The 21,182-nt window shown below is 63.7% G+C and carries 10 protein-coding genes and 1 pseudogene; 8 read left to right on the top strand and 3 right to left on the bottom strand.

Going from position 1 to position 21,182, the window contains the following annotated elements:
- Positions 1 to 112 precede the first annotated feature (112 nt).
- Positions 113 to 1,765 (top strand): annotated as a pseudogene (locus HLH48_RS17510) (TonB-dependent receptor domain-containing protein); the annotation flags it as partial.
- 324 nt (positions 1,766 to 2,089) lie between these two features.
- Entirely contained in the window at positions 2,090 to 3,730 is a 1,641-nt protein-coding gene (locus HLH48_RS17515) for a S10 family peptidase (RefSeq protein ID WP_182998775.1), read from the top strand.
- A 791-nt stretch (positions 3,731 to 4,521) separates the two neighbouring features.
- On the opposite strand, the gene HLH48_RS23695 is transcribed toward HLH48_RS17515, so the two are convergent.
- Complete coding sequence (locus HLH48_RS23695; RefSeq protein WP_306309923.1) at positions 4,522 to 4,824, bottom strand: hypothetical protein; 303 nt, start codon at positions 4,822 to 4,824, stop codon at positions 4,522 to 4,524.
- On the opposite strand from HLH48_RS23695, the gene HLH48_RS17520 reads away from it, so the two are divergent.
- Positions 4,796 to 7,669 carry a TonB-dependent receptor plug domain-containing protein gene (locus tag HLH48_RS17520; RefSeq protein ID WP_306309924.1) on the top strand — a complete coding sequence of 958 codons (2,874 nt, stop codon included), beginning with the start codon at positions 4,796 to 4,798 and terminating at the stop codon, positions 7,667 to 7,669. The two genes, HLH48_RS23695 and HLH48_RS17520, sit on opposite strands and share 29 nt — an antisense overlap.
- Before the next feature lie 15 nt (positions 7,670 to 7,684).
- Here the strand turns inward: HLH48_RS17520 and HLH48_RS17525 are convergent, their stop codons facing one another.
- A complete protein-coding gene (locus tag HLH48_RS17525; protein ID WP_182998777.1) occupies positions 7,685 to 7,915 on the bottom strand; it encodes a hypothetical protein in 231 nt (76 codons plus the stop codon).
- 472 nt (positions 7,916 to 8,387) lie between these two features.
- Between HLH48_RS17525 and HLH48_RS17530 the strand changes: the two genes are divergently transcribed.
- The 4 genes from HLH48_RS17530 to pdxR all read left to right on the top strand — a co-directional run bounded on the left by HLH48_RS17530 (position 8,388) and on the right by pdxR (position 15,376).
- Positions 8,388 to 9,815: an asparagine synthase gene (locus HLH48_RS17530; RefSeq protein WP_264812283.1), complete on the top strand. Its 1,428-nt coding sequence runs from the start codon at positions 8,388 to 8,390 to the stop codon at positions 9,813 to 9,815.
- A gap of 286 nt (positions 9,816 to 10,101) precedes the next feature.
- The gene (locus HLH48_RS17535; protein ID WP_182998779.1) at positions 10,102 to 12,750 is read left to right on the top strand and encodes a M1 family metallopeptidase; all 2,649 of its coding nucleotides are present in this window, start codon (positions 10,102 to 10,104) and stop codon (positions 12,748 to 12,750) included.
- Between the two features lie 170 nt (positions 12,751 to 12,920).
- On the top strand, positions 12,921 to 13,898 hold the full coding sequence (locus tag HLH48_RS17540; protein WP_306309922.1) for a D-2-hydroxyacid dehydrogenase family protein: 978 nt from the start codon (positions 12,921 to 12,923) through the stop codon (positions 13,896 to 13,898).
- Positions 13,895 to 15,376, top strand: coding sequence for a MocR-like pyridoxine biosynthesis transcription factor PdxR (pdxR, locus tag HLH48_RS17545; RefSeq protein ID WP_182998780.1), 1,482 nt, complete (start codon positions 13,895 to 13,897; stop codon positions 15,374 to 15,376). The genes HLH48_RS17540 and pdxR overlap by 4 nt, the downstream gene beginning before the upstream one ends.
- Before the next feature lie 17 nt (positions 15,377 to 15,393).
- Here pdxR and HLH48_RS17550 read toward each other — a convergent pair whose 3' ends face one another.
- Positions 15,394 to 16,281 (bottom strand): lipase family protein, encoded by an 888-nt coding sequence (locus HLH48_RS17550; protein ID WP_246387458.1) that lies wholly within the window; start codon positions 16,279 to 16,281, stop codon positions 15,394 to 15,396.
- Positions 16,282 to 16,463: 182 nt separating this feature from the next.
- Here HLH48_RS17550 and HLH48_RS17555 point away from each other — a divergent pair, with 182 nt between their 5' ends.
- Positions 16,464 to 21,161: an ATP-dependent helicase gene (locus tag HLH48_RS17555; protein WP_182998782.1), complete on the top strand. Its 4,698-nt coding sequence runs from the start codon at positions 16,464 to 16,466 to the stop codon at positions 21,159 to 21,161.
- Positions 21,162 to 21,182: the final 21 nt, after the last annotated feature.

The following is a 21,182-nucleotide window of genomic DNA, read 5'->3' on the forward strand; positions in this document are numbered from 1 at the left end:
ACCATGCCCCGGTCGTTTCGCGTCGTTCTTCAGGTCGTTCCTCATCGTGACACCTCCGCACGTTCCTCATGTGCTTATCGAGTGTCTCAAAAAACCGGGAGGCGGGAGAGCCGCCAGCGACACCACGACCGTGAAATGGGGCGTCGACGGAGAAATCACACACGGCTGGAACTACGACGTGTCCTATACTTGGGGCACCAACGAGACGAACGAACGTGTCGAGGGCGTCGGCAGCTATGTGAACCTGCTACAAGAATATGGCCTGCGCCAAGTCGATCCGACCGATACCAACAGCGCGCTGGTCTATGATCCGTCGGTCTGCAATGCCGCCGCAGGCTGCGTCCTGTCCAATCCGTTCGCAACCCTGTCGCCGTCAGCTACGCGCTACGCAAACTACACGACCAGCAGCGAATATTACTACCAGATGCGCGACCTGAACGCCCGCATCCATAACGACCACGTCGTGAAGATGCCGTATGAGCATGGCGGCAGCCTGGGCATCGCCCTTGGCATGGAACATCGCGGCGAACAACTGGCCTACCATCCCGACCCGCTGGTCGGCTCCGGCGAAAGCCTCACGAACACCGCCAAACCCACGGGCGGCGGCTTCAACGTGACCGAAGGCTATCTGGAAGGCAGCCTGAACCTTCTCAACCATGCCTTCCTGGCGCGTGACCTGACGATCGACGCTCAGGGCCGCTATTCGGCGTACAACACCTTCGGCTCGGTCAAGAACTGGAAGGCTTCGATTGACTGGGCGCCGACACGCGATATCCGCTTCCGCGCCACGTTGGGCACCTCGGTCCGGCAGCCCAGCGTCTATGAACTGTATCAGGGCCAGCAACTCGGCTATATCGCGGCCACCGACCCGTGCGCGCAGGCCGACAGTTATGGCGGCCTATCGCCCACGGTCGTCGCAAACTGCGCCAAGACCGGCATCGACAGCTCGACCTTCCAGGACGCCAATTCCGGCCAGATCCCGACACTGACGGGCGGCAACCCGCACCTCAGCCCCGAAACCGGCCGCACTTATACCTTCGGCACGGTCATCACCCCGCGCTGGATCCCGGGCCTGTCGACCAGCGCCACTTTTTGGCACTACACGATCGAAAACCTCATTTCCGCCATCCCGACCCAGACCATTGTGGATGGGTGCTATACCGGCACCAACACCGGATATTGCTCGGACATTCTGCGCTATCCGGGCACCAACCAGATCGATACCGTCAACGCCTTTTTCATCAACCAGGGCGGCCTACATGAAAGCGGCGTCGACTGGGACCTGGACTACCATTTCCGGGTAACGGCGCTGGATTCGTTCACAATCTCGAACAACTTCCAGCAGTTGGTGAACTACAAGCAGCAATATGTGTCCGGTGGTCCCTGGGTGAACCTGACGGGCGCACTTCTCTACCAGAGCGGCATCGGCCAGCCCAAGGTGCGTGACTACGCCAGCCTGACCTGGACCCATGGTCCGTTCTCGGTCACTTACATGATGCAATATATCGGCGGCATGCAGTGGAACGACGGTACCAACTTCCTGACGCCGCTCGGTTCACGTCGCTACAAGACACCGGCGATGGTGCAGAACGATATTTCCTTCGCCTATCGCCTGCGCCGGTGGCAGTTCACGGGCGGCATCCAGAACATCAACAACAAGAACCCGCCCTTCATCGCCAGCGCCACGGATAATAGCGGTGCCGCGCAATATGGCGGCTTCTATATCGGCCGTTATTTCTTCCTACAGGCCGGCGTGAACTTCTGATCGGCCACGACGTTTATCGTCGGGTCGAGGGCGGCGGTCACAAGACCGCCGCCTTTTTTGTTTCGCATGTGCGGTGGCACGGAACTTTCCTGACGTCTCTAAACTAAATTTTATGACGAGCACGAAACTCGTGATTGGTCAGGCCAAAAGGAAGACTGATATTCTTTCCTTTATGGGACTTGATTTTCCGAGAATTCCCGAAGAATTCGTCCCCGGACCGACCCGCCTCCCGCTTCTTCATCGAACAGTCGCCGCCTTCGCATGATCCGCTCCTTTTGCCAAGACGGCGCACGCGTGTGCCGCATAACGGTCAAGACAGAGACAATGAAACGATCCTTCCTTCTCTGCGGCGCAGCCATGGCAGTGCTCGCGTCACATGTCGTCATTCCTTTTTCGGCACGAGCCGAGGATCACGCGCCCCATACGGATACGGCGGCGACCAAGCGGCCACCGGCCGCGTTCGACTTCTCGCCGCAGCAGAAAATCTCTGACGGCACGGTGACCGTACGAGGGCAGAAGATCGCCTATCAGGCAGTTGCCGGCACCCTGATCGTCCATCCCCAGGACTGGGACGACGCCACACCCGAAAAGACGAGCAAGCCCGAGGACGAACCCGTGGCGGCCATGTTCTACGTTGCCTATTTCAAGAAGGGGGTAAAGAGCACCGAACGTCCGATTACTTTCGTCTATAATGGAGGCCCGGGTTCGGCGACGGTCTGGCTGCATATGGGGGCGTTCGGCCCCCGGCGGATCGTGACGGCGGACGATGCGCATACCGCCGCCGCACCGTACAAGCTGATCGACAATGACGACAGCCTGCTCGACGTGACGGACCTGGTCTTCATCGATGCGCCGGGTACCGGTTTCGGCCGGCTGGGGGGCAAGGACAAGGAGAAGGCATTCTACGGGACCGACCCCGACGCCTGGGCATTCACGGATTTCATCGCCCAGTTCCTGGGCCGCTATCGCCGCTACAATTCGCCCAAATATCTCTATGGCGAAAGCTACGGCACCACGCGATCAGCGATCGTCGCGAACATGCTGAAGCAGGAAAAGGAGATCGACCTGAACGGCGTGATGCTGCTGTCGCAGATCCTGGATTACGACAACAGCATCGATCGCCCTCAGAACAATCCCAGCGTCGACCAGCCCTATGTCCTGGCGCTGCCCAGCTTTGCCGCGACGGCGTGGTATCATCACAAACTGCCGCAGCAACCCGCCGACCTGAAGGCCTTCCTGCACGAGGTCGAGCACTTCGCCCTGACCGACTACACCAGCGCCCTACAGGACGGCACGGCGATTTCCGATGCGCGCTTCAGCGAAATCGCCACCCGCCTGCACGCCTATACCGGCCTGCCGGTCGAGTACATCAAGCACGCCAACCTGCGTGTGAACGGTGGAGAGTTCGAAAAGACTCTCATGGGCGACGAGGATATCGATACCGGACGACTAGACAGCCGCTTTTCCGGCGCCTCGATCGACCCCCTGTCGCAGCGGCCGTTCTATGACCCGATGGATTCGTCCATGGGGTCCGCCTATCTGTCGACCTTCAACGACTATGTGCGTGACGCGCTGCATTATGGGGGAGAAAACCCGACCGGCACCTATGAGGACTACAAACCCAGCGCTCATTCCATCGGGAAATGGTCCTTTACCCACGAACAGCCCGACAGCCCGCATTCAGACCGCGGCCTTCCCAACGTGCTGCCTGACCTGGCCATGGCGATGAAGGAAAATCCCCTGCTGAGGGTGCAGTTGAACCAGGGATATTTCGATCTCGGCACGCCCTATTTCGAAGGCGTGTTCGAAATGCGTCATCTGCCGATCCCGCGCAAGCTGGCCGGCAATATCGAGATCCATCAATATATGTCCGGCCACATGGTCTATGCCCACGCGCCGGCGCTGAAGGAACTGCACGACAATGCCGCCGATTTCATCCGCCGGACCGATAACCTGCATGGATGATGTCCGGCAAAGACGACCGCGCCGGGGCTGAAATACACCGCTATCGACGATCATGCCTCCGACCCGTCGATCATCCTGGGCGATTTTCGACCGCACGTGCCGGTACCGGACCAGCAAAGAACCGACCCGCCTGCCACGGACGTTGCCCTGCCTCACCCAGCGGCAGGGCATCAGGTACGGACCATGCCGCCCGAAATGTCCATTCCGGACCCGCGCTAGTGGCGATCTGACGCGCTTCCAAACAGGCTCGAACGCCCCGCGCTGTCAGGCGCCACAGCGTCATGACCGGACCGCCCATGACACCGCGTGTACGGCGCCCAGCAATGCTCTGTTGCATTCATGACACGGAACAGGCCATCGCCGCAATGAATGACAAAAATCGCGCCTTCTTTCCCCATAAAAATTAGTTGATAGATTTCCGTAATAATTTAAATCGAGTTTATGAATTTCTGATATTCGTTTCGGCGGCTGCGAACCGTCCGGCAAAATCGACGCATCGCCATGTTGCTTATCAGCAACATAACGACAGAAATCTGTCACAAACTGCATGCAGGCAGTCGACAGCCCCGCCCCTCTCATGTGTAGTTTTCATTAACGTGCCGCAACAGGCAAAGACACATGCCAAAGGGAGTTCCACGCGATATCGCCAGCACCGGACATCCGGAACGAGATGAGACGCGACCAATCGTTGCGCATGTCTGAATCGGACCGATTCAGACATGTTCTCCGATGGGACGACCTGGCGTGGCCTTTGGCACCGACGACCGATCAAGACACTTGCTTACCAATCTTCACGTCAATATTCTGGAGAAATCCATGGGCGATCGACAGATGAAGCCGATAACCACACGAACTTTGCGGCGAAAGAACGTTCTTCTTCTCGCTTTCACGGCCATGAGCGGGGTGATGTCTTCCTCCGCCTTCGCCCAGAGCGCGCAGCCGGCGGCGCAGACCCCGCATAAACCCCATGTCCGGACGGCCAGAGCCGCGAAGCCGTCCAGGGCCGCACGGTCAACCCGCGTCGCAGCGCCGGTGGCCCCTGTCGCGGCAGGTCCGGGCGCAGCGATGCCCGCCGCCACGGCACCCTCGGTCAACGCGTCGGTCCTCGCGGGTGCCGCAAGCGTCGCGTCCGCACAGGATTCTTCCCCCGCGACCGAGAATGTCGTCGTAACGGGCACGCTGTTCCGCGACGCCAACCTCGCCAGCGCCTCGCCCATCACCCAGATCACGCGCCAGGATCTGGCGGCGCGCGGTCTCAAGAACGTGACCGATGCGTTGCAAGCGCTGTCGGCCAACGGCGCAGGCAACCTGACCAACGCGTTCGGCGCGAACGGCGCGTTCGCCGCCGGCGCATCCGCGCCGTCGCTGCGCGGCATGAGCACTGACTCGACCCTGGTCCTGATGGACGGGCAACGCCTGTCCTATTACCCGCTGGCCGACGACGGCGAACGCAACTTCGTCGATACCAACTGGATGCCATCCTCGATCCTGGAACGGGTAGACGTGATGCAGGATGGCGGTTCGGCCACCTATGGCGCCGACGCCGTGGCCGGCGTGGTCAACTACATCACCCGCAAGCAGATCAAAGGGTTCGAAGGCAATGCCGAAGGCGGGTTGAGCCAGCGCGGCGACACGGGGCACCAGAAGCTGTACGCCACTTACGGCTGGGGCGATCTGAACAGGGACGGCTGGAATCTCTACATCAACTCGGAATACCAGCAGGACGACGCACTGTATAACCGTCAGCTCGGCTATCCGTACAACACGGGCGATCTCAGCGGTCTTCCGGGCGGCTTCAACGGCAACAGCAACGTGGTGTCCGGCGGAACGATCGGCAATTTCACGGCCACCCCCGGCGCGATCGTCTCGCCAGTAACTCTTACCCAGACTCCCTCCGGCGGCAGCTACCCCACCAATACGGGGCCGTGGCAACTGGTAAACCCCGCCGGATGCGCGAGCGTGGGTCAGCAGGTCAGCGGCGCGGTGGCGGGTGCCCCGGGCATCAGCACCGCCTGCACCCAGAACACGGTCGGCAACTACAAGCAGATCCTGCCCGACATCCGCCGCGTCAACGCGACGATGCACTTCACCGCCAACGTCACGCCGCGTTCGCAATTCACCACCATGTTCAACTATTCGCAGACGCTGACGAACTTCTATAGTTATACCGGTCCTTATTCGACCATCGGCTCCAACCCCTACCTGACCGCCACGGCGCAGGACACCTACCTGCCGGCCTCCAGCCCGTACAACCCCACGGGCCAGACGGCGCAGATTCTGGCCCTGTATGGCGGACTGGACCCTCATACATCGGAATTCAGCCAGAATTTCCGCGGTTCGATGCGCTATGCCGGCTGGGCGCCGTCGAAATGGGGCTCGGACTGGAATTACGACATCAATTTCGTCGGCATGAATACCCTGCTGAAGCAGGTGAACACGGGCTACCCCACGGTTGCCGGCATCGAGAATTCGATCACCAGCGGCGCCTATAATTTCGCCAATCCGGGTGCGAACTCGCAGGCGGAACTGAATTCCATCGCACCCAAGAACGTGATCAATGCGCGGTCGCAGGAATATTCCGAAGACATGCATGTCAGCAAGGGGCTGTTCAAGCTTCCGGGCGGCATGGTCAACCTGGCCATCGGCGGCAACATCCGTTGGGAATCGGTCAACGATCCGAATGCCAACCCCGCGAACCTCAGCAATCCGGCGGCGGAATATGTCGGCATCAATCCCTTCAGCGCCAAGGGCAGCCGGTGGGTGGAATCCGGCTATTTCGAAGTCGCCCTGCCGATCGTGAAGATGCTGAACGTGGACGTGTCCGGCCGCTACGATAATTATTCCACCGGCATGCATCATTTCTCGCCGAAAGTGGGCGTGAATTTCAAGCCGGTGAAGCAGTTCCAGTTGCGCGGCACCTTCTCGCGCGGCTTCCGTGTGCCAAGCTTCGCTGAAACGAACGGTTCGGTCTTGGGTTATACGGGCTGGACGCCCAACAATGCGGCCTTCGCGGCGGCACACAATAACGACGCCTACTCCACGAATGCGACCAACATCGGCCTCAATACGGTGGGCAATCCCAACCTGCGGCCTGAACTTTCGACCAACTTCACGGGCGGCGCGATCATCAGCCCGGTGGAGTGGCTCCATATCTCGGCCGATTATTACTACATCAAGAAAACCAACTACATCATGTCCAACCCGAGCGCCAATCCGGCCCTCGCGGCGGACAACTTCCTGGCGGGCGCGCCGCTGCCGGCCGGCGTTCTGGCGGCAACGCCCGGCATTCCGGACATCCAAGCGCCGAACGCACCGCCGCTTCCAGGCTTCTTCACCGTTCAGTACGTCAACGCCCGCAGTTTCATGACCAATGGCGTGGATCTGTCGATCGATGCCACCCGCCACCTGCCTGGCCCGCTGCATGATGTGCTGTGGTTCAGCCGGGGCACGGCCACCTACGTGCATGCCTCCAACCTGACGCTGCCCGACGGCAGTGTCTATCACTATGCCGGAACCATCGGGCCATACGAGCAGGTGTCCGCGTCCGGCACGCCGCGCTGGAAGGCCAGTTGGGCGAATACCTTTAGCTGGAAAGGGCTGAGCGTTACGCCGACGGTCTATTACACCAGCGGCTACAAGACCACCGCGGAAGACCAGAACGGCCCCAATACCAATAGCTGCGCCTACACCCTGTCGGGCTATGGCGCGGTCGGCGCGCCGAGCACCCAGTGCCACGTGAAAAACTGGTGGGATGTGGACCTGACCGTCAACTACCAGATCAACCCGCGCTGGTCGGTTTACGCCAATGTCTACAACCTGCTGGGCTTCCGGGCGCCGTACGATTACTCGACCTACGGCTCCTACCTCTACAACTCGTCCTGGACGCAGAAGGGCATCGTCATGCGGTCCTTCCAGTTCGGTGTGAACGTCCGGCTCTGATCGAACCCGACGCGATCATGGGGGGTGGTCGTCAGGACCACCCCCTTTTTTTGTAGAGATGATGCGCCGTTTGTCGCCAATGACGATGCGATGGCAGGATAGTATCTGGCTCAATAAAGGATTTACCATCCAACAGATGGTCTGGAAATGAGTTCTGCCGGCAAGCCCATCCGCGTTTCCAAACAGGCTCTGATCGACGATCACACGCCCGAAAAATTGCGTGTCGAAGCCAGGAAATCCGATCATTCACTTCTCTGGTGTACACCCCCTGCTTCTCAAATCCATGTTCTTGTAGGACAAACTGCGACCAAGCTTCAATTTCCTTGACAGAACATAACATCAGAGAGGAGAATGTTAATTCCTGCTTTTACACCTTAAATAGAAGCAGGTGATTGGCGTGCGTGAAACCATATAAGGGATTATGCTATGTCTTCCTCAAAGAAAATTGTTCAATTGCAGAACAAGCTTTCCCAGCTCGATACCCTACTCGTCGGGAGCGTAAACGAGCGCGAGGTTAACCCCATCGTTCGTAAACGGATTGATGGGTCGGATTCCATTGGCGGCTATCCTCCAGAGTAATAAAAGATAGCCAATTAAATTATTTATGTTTTATGGGCGAATAGACTTTGATGCCTCCAATTATCCCCTTACCGTTACAGGTGGGGGGATTTTTTGGGGTTCATCTTATCTCTACCCGATTCGGCATCGACTTCTTTTTGTGGAAATATTGATCAGCGAGAATCGTGTCGCGATTTTCAATAGTGAACGATTTTCGGATGAGCCAGATGGCTTATTAGAAGAAAGATTTGTTCATGACGAATGGATAGAAGACAGAATAAATTATTATCATCTTAGATCTTTAGATTTTTCGGCTGTGATTATTAACAAAAAATCACAGAGTTTTTCCTGCCACATTTCTTCAGTCGTTTACGTTCCGTTTTACCTGAGGCATGATCCGAAGGGGGTCTCTATCGACTGGGATTATCGGCGCCTATTAAAAGACACTGATGCAGAAATTGCATGGGACGTCGTGCTTACCCAGATCCAAGGTATTATGCCCTACGGTCATCGCACGGTCATTGAGGGGGTCGTCCGCACGACCGCAGGCGCGACCCTTACAGCATCGAGACATGGTATAAAAACATCACTTCCTTTACCTGTTCATTTCTCTCCCCCGTTCGACCATATTGATAGCACCGATATCGAGCGTCACTTCATAGGTGCCCTTGAAGCCCTGTTAGACGCCCGGCCCCTGGAAAATCGGCGAACGGCGGTAGAATTAAGTGGCGGGATGGATTCCGCGCTGAGTTCAATGGTTACAAAAAATCTTCTCGGCCCCGGGTTGTTGAGCGTTACTGCCCAATTCGACGGTGCGATGGGAGCCGCGCAACAGAAAAGGTGCGCCACCCTGATACAGGCAGGTGGCTTCGATAATCTTAGCCTTCCGGCAGCGCGTCTTGCTCCGTTCGGCGAAACCAGTCTTCGTCGGGTCCGGTACGGCGTCATGCCCGAGGATGAAAGTTATCCGGAAATTTTTGAAGCGAGCCTCAATATCGCGAAAACCATAGGCGTGGACACTCTTATCTCAGGATTGGGAGGAGATGAGCTGTATGTAATGTACGCGGACGAAGATCGCAGTAGTTCCGGAAAAGAGGCTTCCAGATGCTCGTTTCTTACTGAAACCGGTCTGAATTACGCGCGTACCACCCATATTGCCTACCCTACGGGATGGCTCGCAGCAAGTTGTTGGTATTCATCAGCCAGCAGATCTCAGCGCCTGCTGCGTTATGGAATCTGGCCCGTATATCCGTACCAAAACATCAAACTTGCTCAATTCATATCCAGACTGCCGCACCGATATCGGCACGATCGGTCTATTCTAAGAAAATCCATTTCTATACTCCTCAATGAGGATATGTATGAAAAAAATTATATCAAGGAGACTTTTGATCCTGTTGCAATACGGGGGATTGAAGAAAATCGACTCTATCTGATGAGTCTGGTTAAAGAATCCCGCATAACAAACCATCACTATATAAATAAACATAATGTAATTTCCGCACTACAGGGAAACATCCGAGAATTAGATAGAAATACATATAATTCATTATTCCAAACACTGAAAATATTATGTTTTTTTCAATAGCATTGAAAATACCCTCACTGAACAAATTTAAATTATTATTTATTTGTTTTCTTATCGATATAAAGAATGGGGAATACTTTCATCCTTCCGACTCGCTGCCTAATTTTCGTTCCGGCAATAGCATCAGCGCCAAGACGCGGGACTCAATTTTATGGACAGCCGCATCTTGGGATACTTTCTCTTTTTAAAGAAAAATAGATATTCCATTGATTTGCGTTATGTCACCGATAGGAGAACAATGCCGACCGATGGCCACATTGCCGGCCCAGTACATCGGAGTTTCTGCATGTTTCCCAAACCCGCCATCGCCGTGTTTCTGTTGGCAGGCACAGCCCTGTTTCCAGGACCAGCCCTGGCCGAAGCCCCTTTCGATTTCGCACACACGCCGGGCCAGTTGCCCAAGGATGTGGTGCCCGCCGCCTATCGGATCGAGATCGTCACCGACCTGAAGCGCTTGACCCTGAGCGGGCATGAAGAGATCGACGTCACCGTCACTGCCCCGACCAACAGCATCACGCTGAACCAGGCGGGCCTGATGCTGACGTCGACCACGCTCGACGGCGTGCCGGCGAAGATCGCGCAGGACGACAAGGACCAGACCGCGACGCTGACCCTGCCGCACCCCATGGCGACCGGCGCGCACAAGCTGGCCATCGTCTATCGCGGCCCGATTCCCGCCACGCCGAACGGCATCTATTACGACGATTACCGCACCGCCAACGGCAAGCCGCACCGCATGCTGGTGACGCAGTTCGAAGTCGCGGACGCGCGCCGCATGTTCCCCGGCTGGGACGAGCCGGCCTTCAAGGCGACGTTCCAGTTGACGGCGACGCTGCCGGCCGATTACACCGCCGTCAGCAACATGCCGATCGCATCATCCACCCCCGTCGGCGCGCATGCCAAGCGGGTGGTGTTCGGCACGTCGCCGCGCATGTCGTCCTATCTGCTGGCGCTGGTAGCCGGCGACATGAAGGCCGTCAGCGGCAAGGGCGGCGACACGCCGATCCATGTCTACGCCCCCACCGGCGAGCAGGAGCAGGGACGCTACGCGCTGGGCGCCGCATCGCAGATCCTGCCCTATTACAACGATTATTTCGGCGTCGCCTATCCGCTGCCCAAGCTGGACCTAATCGCCATTCCCGGAAACTACGAGGCCGGGGCAATGGAAAACTGGGGCGCCATCACCTTCATCGACGACGACCTGCTGTTCGACCCCAAGACCAGCGCGCCCGCGACACAGGAGGCCGTCTATGTCGTCGTGGCCCATGAAATGGCCCATCAATGGTCTGGCGACCTGGTGACCATGGGCTGGTGGGACAATATCTGGCTCAATGAAGGGTTCGCCACCTGGATGGAGACCAAGGCCACCGACCATTTCAACCCGACCTGGCAGATGTGGCCGCGCCAGCATGAGGAGCGCGAGCAGGCAATGGCGCAGGACGCGCACCCGACCACGCATCCGATCCAGCAGGTGATCCACGACGTCAGCGAGGCCAATACCGCCTTCGACCGGATCAGCTACGAGAAAGGCGAGATGGTGATCCGGATGATCGAGGACTGGCTGGGCCCCGACATCTTCCGTGACGGCATGCGCGCCTACATGAAGGCCCACGCCTACGGCAACACCACCAGCGCCGATCTGTGGGCCGCGCTGGCGCAGGTTTCGCACCAGGACGTGGCGACCGTCGCGCGCAGCTTCACCGAACAGCCCGGCATCCCGCTGGTCACGGTCGGGCGCGCCTGCGACGCCGGCAGGACGATTCTGACGCTGACCGAAGGCCGTTTCGCCATCAGCGATCCCCATCCGCTGCCCGCGCGCTGGAACATCCCCGTCACCGTCGCGGGGCCCGGCGTGGCCGCGCAGCGCGTCATCCTGACGCCCGACCAGCCGGCGCACCTGACGTTCGCGGGGTGCGGCCAGGCGCTGAAGGCCAATCCGGGCGAGAATGGCTATTACCGTACCGCCTATGATTCGGCGTCGCTCACGGCGCTGGGCAAGGCCTTCAGCCAGTTGAATGCCGCCGACCGCGCCAATCTGCTGGGTGACCAGTATGCGCTGTTCCAGGCCGGGCTGGCACCGCTGTCGACCTGGCTGAACCTGGTCGCCGCGCTGCCGGCCATGCATGAGAACAATATCGCCGTCTGGCAGGACACGATCGGACGGTTGCGGGACCTGGATGCGATGGAGCGCGGCAACCCGTCGCGGCCTGCCTTCCATGCCTTTGCCCGCGCCCTGCTGGGGCCGCAATTGGCGCGGCTGGGCTGGACGCCGCGCGCCGATGAATCCTTCCTCGACACGCTGCTGCGTCCGCAGGTGATCTCGGCGCTGGGGCTGTTCGACGACCCGGCGGTGATCAGCGGCGCGCAGGCGCGCTTCGCCGCCTATGTGAAGGACCCCGCCAGCCTGCCGCCCAGCCTGGTCGACCCTGTGACCCGGGTCGTCGGCCAGCATGCCGATGCCGCGACCTATGCCACCCTTGTCCGGCTGCTGCGCGCGGCCACCAGCACCGAGGACAAGCTGCGCTTCTTCGGCGCGCTGGCCTCGGCGCGCGATCCCGCGCTGATCCGCCAGACCGTGCAGATCGCCTATAGCGGCGTGATCCCCAATGGCCGCGTCGCCCACGCGCTGGCATGGACGGCCGCCGGCAGCGACCATCCCGACCTGGTCTGGTCGCTGGTGCAGGACCCGCAGGCGCAGAAGCAGATCCGCGCGCGCCTGGCCCCGTGGTCGCAATCCGCGCTGCTGCCGGCCATCGCGTCGCACTCGTTCAACCCGGACGTGGCGAAGGCCCTGGCCGCCGATCCCTCGGCCACGGCCTCGACCGGCGCCAGGATCGAGGCGCACAAGGCCACGGACCTGATCGCGGCCAATGCCGCCATCGCGGCCCGGGCCCAGGCCGACCTCACCCCGTGGCTGGCCGCCCTGTCGCACTGACCGCCGTCGACACGCCGGGGGCACCGATCGTTCCAGGCCACCGGGGCCGGGGGCGATCGGCCCCGGCGGCAGTGGGCCAGGGTTGCGTCCTGCCGTCCCTTTCCCGCTGTCCATTCTGCGGTCTCTGGCGGTAATCTGGCCGCATGTGGCGGCGGACCGGGAGCGGCATCGTGAAGCAATGTGTCATTCTCGATGACTATCAGGACGTGGCGCTGGCGTGCGCCGACTGGTCCGCCCTGCGCGATCAGGTCGCGATCCGGACCTTGAACGCGCATATCGACGACGAAGCCGCGCTTGCCGCCGCATTGCGGTCGGCCGACATCGTGGTGGCGATGCGCGAGCGGACGCCCTTCCCCGCCACTCTGTTCGCGGCGCTGCCGCGCCTGCGCCTGCTGGTCACCAGCGGCATGCGCAATGCCGCGATCGATCTCGGCGCCGCGCGGGCGCATGGCGTGACGGTGTGCGGCACCGCCAGCAGCCTGACGCCGCCCGTGGAACTGACCTGGGCCCTCATTCTCGGCCTTGCGCGGCAGATCGTTCCGGAGAACCGCGCCCTGCGCGAGGGCGGCCCGTGGCAGGGGGGCCTCGGCCGCGATCTGGCGGAGCATCGGCTCGGCCTGCTAGGCGTCGGCAGGATCGGCAGTGCCGTTGCGCAGGTGGCGCGAGCCTTCGGCATGCGGGTCAGCGGCTGGAGCCCCAACCTGACGCCCGAGCGTGCCGCAGCGGCCGGCGTCGCCCTCGCCCGGTCGCGGGAAGCATTGTTCGCCGAGAGCGACATCGTCTCGATTCATCTCGTGCTGGCCCCGGGCACGCGGCATCTGGTGGGCGCCGCCGAACTCGCGCGGATGAAGCCCGACGCGTTCCTGATCAATACGTCGCGCGCCGCCATCGTCGATGAGGCCGCGCTGATCGCGGCGCTGGAGCAGGGACGCCTGGCCGGTGCCGGGCTCGACGTGTTCGCGCGCGAGCCACTGCCGACGGACCATCCCTATCGCCGCCTGCCCAACGTGCTGGCGACGCCGCATCTCGGCTACGTCACCCGCGACAATTACCGCACCTATTTCACGGAAACCGTCGAAGACATCCGGGCGTGGCTGGCGGGGGCGCCCGTCAGGCAATTGACACCCGTCCCGCCGTCCCGACCATGACCGCGATGTGGACGCATATCCTGGCCAACGTTACGGAGGGCGATGGGGGAACGTTGCAGACGCGCCTGCGCGAGGGCCTCGTCCGCGCCATCGAGGAAGGTCTGCTGCGCGTCGGCATGCGCCTCCCCTCCAGCCGGGCTCTTGCCGCGTCGCTGGGTATTTCCCGCAACACCACCGTGCTGGCCCTGGAACGTCTGGTGGAAGAAGGCTATCTCGTCGCTCGCGACCGGAGCGGGCTCTATGTGGCTGATCTGGGACATGTGGCGGACCCGATGACGAGCAGGGATGCCCCGCCCGGGGAAAAGCCGGCAGGCCATAATTCCTGGCACAGCCGGTTCGCGGTCAGGCCCAGCCTGTTCCGGCATATTTCCAAACCGGCGAACTGGGCCGACTATCCGTACCCTTTCTTGTTCGGCCAGAGCGATCCGGCCCTGTTTCCCCTACAGGAATGGCGCGAATGCGTCCGCATGACCTCGGGCGCCGCCGGCGTAAGCCTGTGGGCGGCGGACACGATCGACGAGGACGACCCCAAGCTGATCGAGCAGTTGTGCCTGCATGTCCTGCCGCGACGCGGGATCCGCGCGGTGCCCGACGAAGTCATGATCACCCTGGGTGCGCAGCAGGCCCTGTCCCTGGTCATCCGCTTGCTGGCCGGGGCCGGACGGCGTGTCGGGCTGGAAAATCCGTCCTATCCTGATGTCCGGCATATGCTGGCCATCGAACCGTGCCGGAGCGTCATTCTCGATATCGACGAGGAGGGGCTGAAGATCGGCCCGGATGCGGCGTCCTGCGACGTCATCATCACCACGCCGGGGCATCAATGCCCGACGACGGCCATCATGCCCCTGTCCCGGCGCCAGGCACTGATGGATCTGGCCGCCCGACATGATTTGATTTTGGTGGAAGACGATTACGATACCGCTCTCTTCGAGGAGGAACTGGCCCTGCCGGCGCTGAAGAGCCTGGATATCGACGGCCGGGTGATTCATATCAGCAGTTTTTCCAAGGTCATCGCGCCCGGCTTGCGGATCGGCTATGTCGTCGCCTCCCGCCCCCTGATCGACGAGTTGCGCGCCCTGCGGCGGCTGATCCTGCGCCACCCGCCGCGCAACAACCAGCGGGCCCTGGCGCAGTTCATCGCCTTGGGTCACTACCGGACGCATCTGCGGCGCATGGGGCGGATCCTGCACGACCGCGCCCGCATGATGGAAGAGATGCTGCCGCGATACCTGCCGCTTTGCCGCTGGCGCCGCGACCCCGGCGCCACGTCGTTCTGGGTTCGCGATCCGCAGCATCTGGGCGACAGCGTCCAACTGGCGGCCATGGCCCGCGCCCAGGGCGTGCTGATCGAACCGGGCGACCCGTTCTTCGTCACGCCGGGCACGGGGCGGTCGATGTTCCGGCTGGGCTTTGCCTCCATCGACGCCAGCCGGATCGAGGAGGGATTGCGGCGGCTGGGGGCGGTCATGACGGGCTGACGCCTGCCCCATCGACGCTAAGGACAGGTGGAATGGATCTTCCCGCCATGCATCACGGCCTGGCCGAACGCGAAAGCGTCGTCTTCCGAGGCCATCCAGGCGTCCAGATGGGATTTTCCCGGATACACATGGCGCTCGACCACCGTGCCGGCCGCGCAGGCATCATGGACCAGCATCGTCTGCGCCAGCGGACTGACATCGCGATCGGCATCTCCCGTCCCGACGAACAGAGGCTGCTTCAGCGCAAGCGTACTATATCCGTAATACGGCATCACCACCTTCAGCACCCGCGACATGGCGCCGGGACGCAGGGCATTGGCATCGCTGAGACCGGCGGCCTTAACGCCCCGTGCCAGATCGTCGATGCAGCTTGAAACCGCCTTTTCGAAGACCGGCAGCGCCCTGGCGGTGAACAGGCTCGCCGTATCGAGCGAAGGATCGAGGGACCGTGCCACCAGCGTGACATAGAACATGTAGGCGATCGCCGGATCCACCGCGTTGGGATCGGCCGGGGGCGCCGCCATCGTCTTCGGCGTGATATAGGGCACGCCCGTGGCGATGGTGCCGAGAACAGCGAGTTCCGGCGCATAGGACGGCGCCACGCCGGCAGTGGCGAACGCGGCCCCCCCACCCTGCGACTGCCCGTCGATCAGCACGCGATTCGCGATATGATAGGTTTGACCGATCACGGCGCGTGCGCTGTCCAGCGCGTTGCGGGCCTCCGTCGCGCCGACCAGATAGGGATGCAGGCCGGGCGTGCCCAGCCCCTCGTAATCGCTGGAGACCACGGCATAGCCCGCCTGTAGCCAGCGCGCGATATAGGCTGGAAACAGCTTGCCCGTGCCGGCCCAGGAGGTGGCGCAATGATCCGCCACGCCGACGGTGCCATGGGTCCAGACCAGCAATGGCCATCCGCCCGCCGGAGCCCGGCCTTTCGGCAGCCATAACTGCCCGGAGACCGCGACCGGCCGATGCGTGATTCCGTACGATATATCCCAATGACGTCTCACAACCTGACACCTAGTCCCCTTGGAGGCATTGAGGACAACGGGCTATCGTTGGAACGCAGAGGGAGCCGACCCGTGGAATGACGCCGCCGCCCGCCCCGCCGACCACCGACCCGCTGGCCGGGTTTACCCCTGCCACCCGCGCATGGTTCGCCGCCGCGTTCGCGTCCCCGACCCCGGTGCAAACGGCGGCCTGGGCAGCCATCCGCGCCGGAGAGAACGCGCTGGTGATCGCGCCGACGGGCTCGGGCAAGACGCTGGCCGCCTTCCTGCACGCGATCGACCGGCTGTTTCGTGAGGGCGAGGCGGATGCCGCTTCCGCGCCGTCCGAAGCCGGGCCGGCGACCCGCATTCTCTACATCTCGCCCATCAAGGCGCTGGGCGCCGACGTGCAGCGCAATCTGCGTCTTCCGCTGCATGGCGTCGGGGCGGAGCGGGCGCGGCGCGGTGACCCCGCCGTCACCATCGCCGTGGGCATGCGCACCGGCGACACGCCGGCCGCCGAACGGGCCGGGCTGCTGCGCCGGCCGCCCGACATCCTGATCACCACGCCAGAATCGCTCTATCTGATGCTGACGTCGAAGGCCCGCGAGACCTTGCGGGGCGTGCAGGCGGTGATCGTCGATGAGGTGCATGCCGTCGCCGCCACCAAGCGCGGCGCCCATCTGGCGCTGAGCCTGGAGCGCCTGGACGATCTGCTGCCCGCGCCCGCACAGCGGATCGGGCTGTCGGCAACCGTGCGGCCGGCCGACCGGGTGGCGCACTTCCTGGGGGGCGCGCGGCCGGTCACGATCGTCAACCCGCCCGCCAGCCGCCGGCTGGACCTGACGATCGTGGTGCCGGTCGAGGATATGAGCAACCTCGCGGCTTCCGGCGGCCAGGCCGGCGTCGGGGAGCGGAGTATGCGGGCGGGCTCGATCTGGCCGCATGTCGAGGCCAGCATCCTCGACCGGATCCTGGGCCAGCGGGCGACGATCGTCTTCACCAATTCACGCGGGCTGGCCGAGAAGCTGACGGCACGACTCAACGAACTCTATGCCGACCGCTTCACGCAGGAGGAAACGGAGGCCGGGCCGCCCGTCCATTATGCCTCGGTCGCCGGCAGCACCGAAAAACGCGCGACGGGTGGGCCGCCGCTGATCGCGCGGTCGCACCATGGCTCGGTCTCGAAGGACCAGCGGCGCGAGATCGAAAGCGCCCTGAAAGCCGGCGACCTGCGCTGCGTCGTCGCGACATCGAGCCTGGAGCTGGGCATCGACATGGGGCTGGTCGACCTGGTGATCCAGGTCGCCGCCCCGCCGTCGGTGGCCAGCGGCCTGCAACGGGTGGGCCGCGCCGGCCACCAGGTCGGCGGTGCCTCGGCCGGGCTGGTCTATCCGCGCACCCGGCGCGACCTGGTCGATGCCGCCGTGACGGTCGAAGCCATGCGCGCCGGCCGTATCGAGGCGATCGACCCGCCGCGCAACCCGCTGGACGTGCTGGCGCAGCAGACCGTGGCGGCGGTCGCGGTCTCGCCCCTGGCGGTCGAGGACTGGTACGCGACGGTGCGGCGCGCGGCGCCGTTCGCGACCCTGTCGCGCGGCGCGTTCGATGCCACGCTGGACATGCTGGCCGGGCGCTATCCCGCCGACGATTTCGCCAATTTTCGCCCGCGGCTGGTCTGGAACCGCGAAACCGGACGGCTGACCCCGCGCCCGGGCGCCTTGCAGCTTGCCGTCACCAGCGGCGGCACCATTCCCGACCGGGGGATGTTCACCGTCATCCTGCCCGAAGGCGAGGAACAGGCGGGATCGCGCCGCGTCGGCGAACTGGACGAGGAGATGGTCTACGAATCCCGGGTCAACGACATCATCACCCTGGGCACCACCTCCTGGCGGATCGAGCAGATCACCAACGACCAGGTCGTCGTGACGCCGGCGCCGGGGCGATCGGCCCGGCTGCCGTTCTGGCACGGCGACGGCATGCGCCGCCCCGCCGAACTGGGCGAGGCGATCGGTGCCTTTCTGGCCGTACTCGATACCGGCACGCGCGACGGGCCGGAGACACGGCTGCACGCGGCCGGGCTCGACACGAACGCCGTCACCAACCTGCTGGCGCTGGTCGAAGCCCAGCAGGCGGCGACCGGCGTGCTGCCGACCGACCGGACGCTGGTGGTCGAACGCTGCCGCGACGAATCCGGCGACTGGCGGGTGATCCTGCATTCGCCCTATGGCCGCCGCGTGCATGACCCGTGGGCGCTGGCGGTCGCGGCGCGGGTGCGGCGCCGGTTCGGGATCGACCCGTCGGTGGTGGCCAGCGATGACGGCATCGTCGCCCGCCTGCCCGACACCGCCGGGCAGGTGCCGGGCGCGGAATTGTTCCTGTTCGACCCCGACAGGCTCCGCACCATCGTGACCGAGGCCGTGGGCGGTTCCGCGCTGTTCGCCGCCCGCTTTCGCGAATGCGCCGCCCGCGCGCTGCTGCTGCCGCGCCGCGCGCCCGGCCGCCGCTCGCCGCTGTGGCAGCAGCGGCTGCGCGCCGGCCAGTTGCTGGAAATCGTGCGCGCGCATCCGGACTTTCCGATCCTGGTCGAAACCGCACGCGAATGCCTGCGCGACGTGTACGACCTCGCCGCCCTCGATGCTCTGGCGCGGCGGCTGGCCGACGGCGCGGTGCGGATGGTGGAGGTGACCACCGAGATCCCCTCGCCCTTCGCGGCGGACCTGCTGTTCGGCTATGTCGCCGAATTCATGTATGCGGCCGATGCGCCGCTGGCCGAACGCCGGGCCTCGGTCCTGTCGCTGGATAGCGGATTGCTGGCCGATCTTCTCGGCGAGGTCGATCTGGGAGCCCTGCTCGACCCCACGGTCACGGCGCAGGTCGAGCAGGATGTGCAGCGCCTGGCGCCCGCCTATCGGGCGAAGGGCATGGAGGGCGTGGCCGACCTGCTGCGCGAACTCGGCCCGCTCTCGACGGCGGAGATCGCGCAACGGCTTGCGGACGGCGACGCCGAAACCTGCCTCGCCGCCCTCGCGGCCGACCGCCGCGTCATCGGGATCACGATGGCGGGCCGGCCATGCTGGGCCGCGATCGAGGACGCCGCCCGGCTGCGCGACGCGCTGGGGGTGGCGCTGCCGCCCGGCCTGCCCGGCATCTTCCTGCACCCGACGGTCGATCCGCTGCGCGACCTGCTCGCGCGCCATGCCCGCACCCATGGCCCCTTCACGACGCGCGCGGTCGCGCTGCGTTTCGGCCTCGGCGTCGCGGTCGCCGACGCGGCGCTGGAGCGGCTGCGCGACCAGGGCAGGCTGCTGAAGGGGGATTTCGGCGTCGAGCGTCGGCTGGAAGCGGAAAACGACTCCGCGCCGCCGATGCCCAACCCCCTGGCGGTCCACGAATGGGTGGCCGACGACATCTTCCGGCGCCTGCGGCTGCGCGCGCTGCACGCCGCGCGCCAGGCGACCCGCCCCGCCGGTCAGGACGCATATGTGCGCCTGCTGCTGGAGCGCCATGTCCTGATCGCCGCCTCCGGCGGGCTGGGCACACTCGCCGGCATCGACGGCGTCGCCCGGGTCGTCGAGCAACTGGCCGGCGTGCCGTTGCCGGCCGCACTGTGGGAGAACCAGATCCTGCGCGCCCGCGTGCCCGACTATACGCCGGCCATGCTGGACGAACTGATCGGCCATGGCGCCGTCCTCTGGTGCGGCCATGACACGGCGGCCGGCGAGGACGGGCTGGTGTCGCTGCATCCCCGCGATTTCGCCGCCGAAACCCTGCCGCCGCCGCCGGATGCCGATCGCCTGGCCGGCCTGTCGCCGGTCCAGCACGCGATCCTCGCCATTCTCGCCGACGGGGGCGCCTATTTCGCCCGCCAGCTCGCAACATTGGCACCCGCCCGTCTGGCCGCGGCCCCGGACGCAAATTGGGATGGCGGCCCCATGCTGACGGCGTCCGACCTCGATACCGCGCTATGGGACCTCGCCTGGGCCGGCGCGATCACCACCGACAGTTGGGCGCCTCTGCGCGCCCGTTCGAGCACGCGCACCACCCACCGCCCCCGCCCGGTCCAGCGCGCGCGGCGCCCCCGGGGGCTGCACGGCGCCGCATTCGCACGCCCGTCGAGCGACCCGACCCTCGTGGGCCGCTGGTCGCTGCTGCCCCGCGAGGCGACCAGCGACACCGCCCGCGCGCTGGTGCTGGCCGAAGGGCTGCTGGACCGCTACGGCATCGTCACGCGCGGCGCGGCCGTCGCGGAAGACCTGCCGGGCGGCTTTCCGACCCTTCAGCCGATTTTCCGCAGCATGGAAGATGCCGGCCAGATCCTGCGCGGCCGTTTCGTCGAAGGGCTGGGTGCCGCGCAGTTCGCGGAACGCGCGACCATCGACCGTCTGCGCGACCGCGCGGAGGGCCGGTCCGCCGCCCCCGTCGCAATCGCGCTGTCGGCGGCCGACCCGGCCAACCCGTTCGGCACGATCCTGCCCTGGCCACCGCATCCAACCGCAACCCGCCCGACGCGCCGTCCCGGCGCTTTCGTCGTCATCGCCGGCGATCGGCTCGCCTTCTATCTGACCCAGGGCGGCCGCACCCTGCTGACCTATCTCGACGCCGACGATTCCGCCCACGCCGACACGCTCGCCGCCGGCCTGGCCGCCCTCGCCGCCGCACTGAGGCGCGAGAAACACCTGATGTTCACGCTCGAAATGGTCGACGACCGCCCCGTGCGGACGACGCGCCTGGACGCCATGCTGCGCGCCTGCGGTTTTTCCATGGTGCCGAAAGGCCTGGGCTGGCACTCGTAGCAGGCAAGGCCCCCCGCATGT

Origin of the sequence: Gluconacetobacter sacchari (assembly GCF_014174255.1) — a bacterium.
Classification (GTDB): domain Bacteria; phylum Pseudomonadota; class Alphaproteobacteria; order Acetobacterales; family Acetobacteraceae; genus Gluconacetobacter; species Gluconacetobacter sacchari.

Bases quoted from the DNA above. Each gene is read 5' to 3' on its own strand.
- HLH48_RS17515 (WP_182998775.1), top strand. From the start codon at position 2,090: ATGAAACGATCCTTCCTTCTCTGCGGCGCAGCCATGGCAGTGCTCGCG.
- HLH48_RS17520 (WP_306309924.1), top strand. From the start codon at position 4,796: ATGCCCGCCGCCACGGCACCCTCGGTCAACGCGTCGGTCCTCGCGGGT.
- HLH48_RS17525 (WP_182998777.1), bottom strand. From the start codon at position 7,915: ATGATCGGATTTCCTGGCTTCGACACGCAATTTTTCGGGCGTGTGATC.
- HLH48_RS17535 (WP_182998779.1), top strand. From the start codon at position 10,102: ATGTTTCCCAAACCCGCCATCGCCGTGTTTCTGTTGGCAGGCACAGCC.
- pdxR (WP_182998780.1), top strand. From the start codon at position 13,895: ATGACCGCGATGTGGACGCATATCCTGGCCAACGTTACGGAGGGCGAT.
- HLH48_RS17555 (WP_182998782.1), top strand. From the start codon at position 16,464: ATGACGCCGCCGCCCGCCCCGCCGACCACCGACCCGCTGGCCGGGTTT.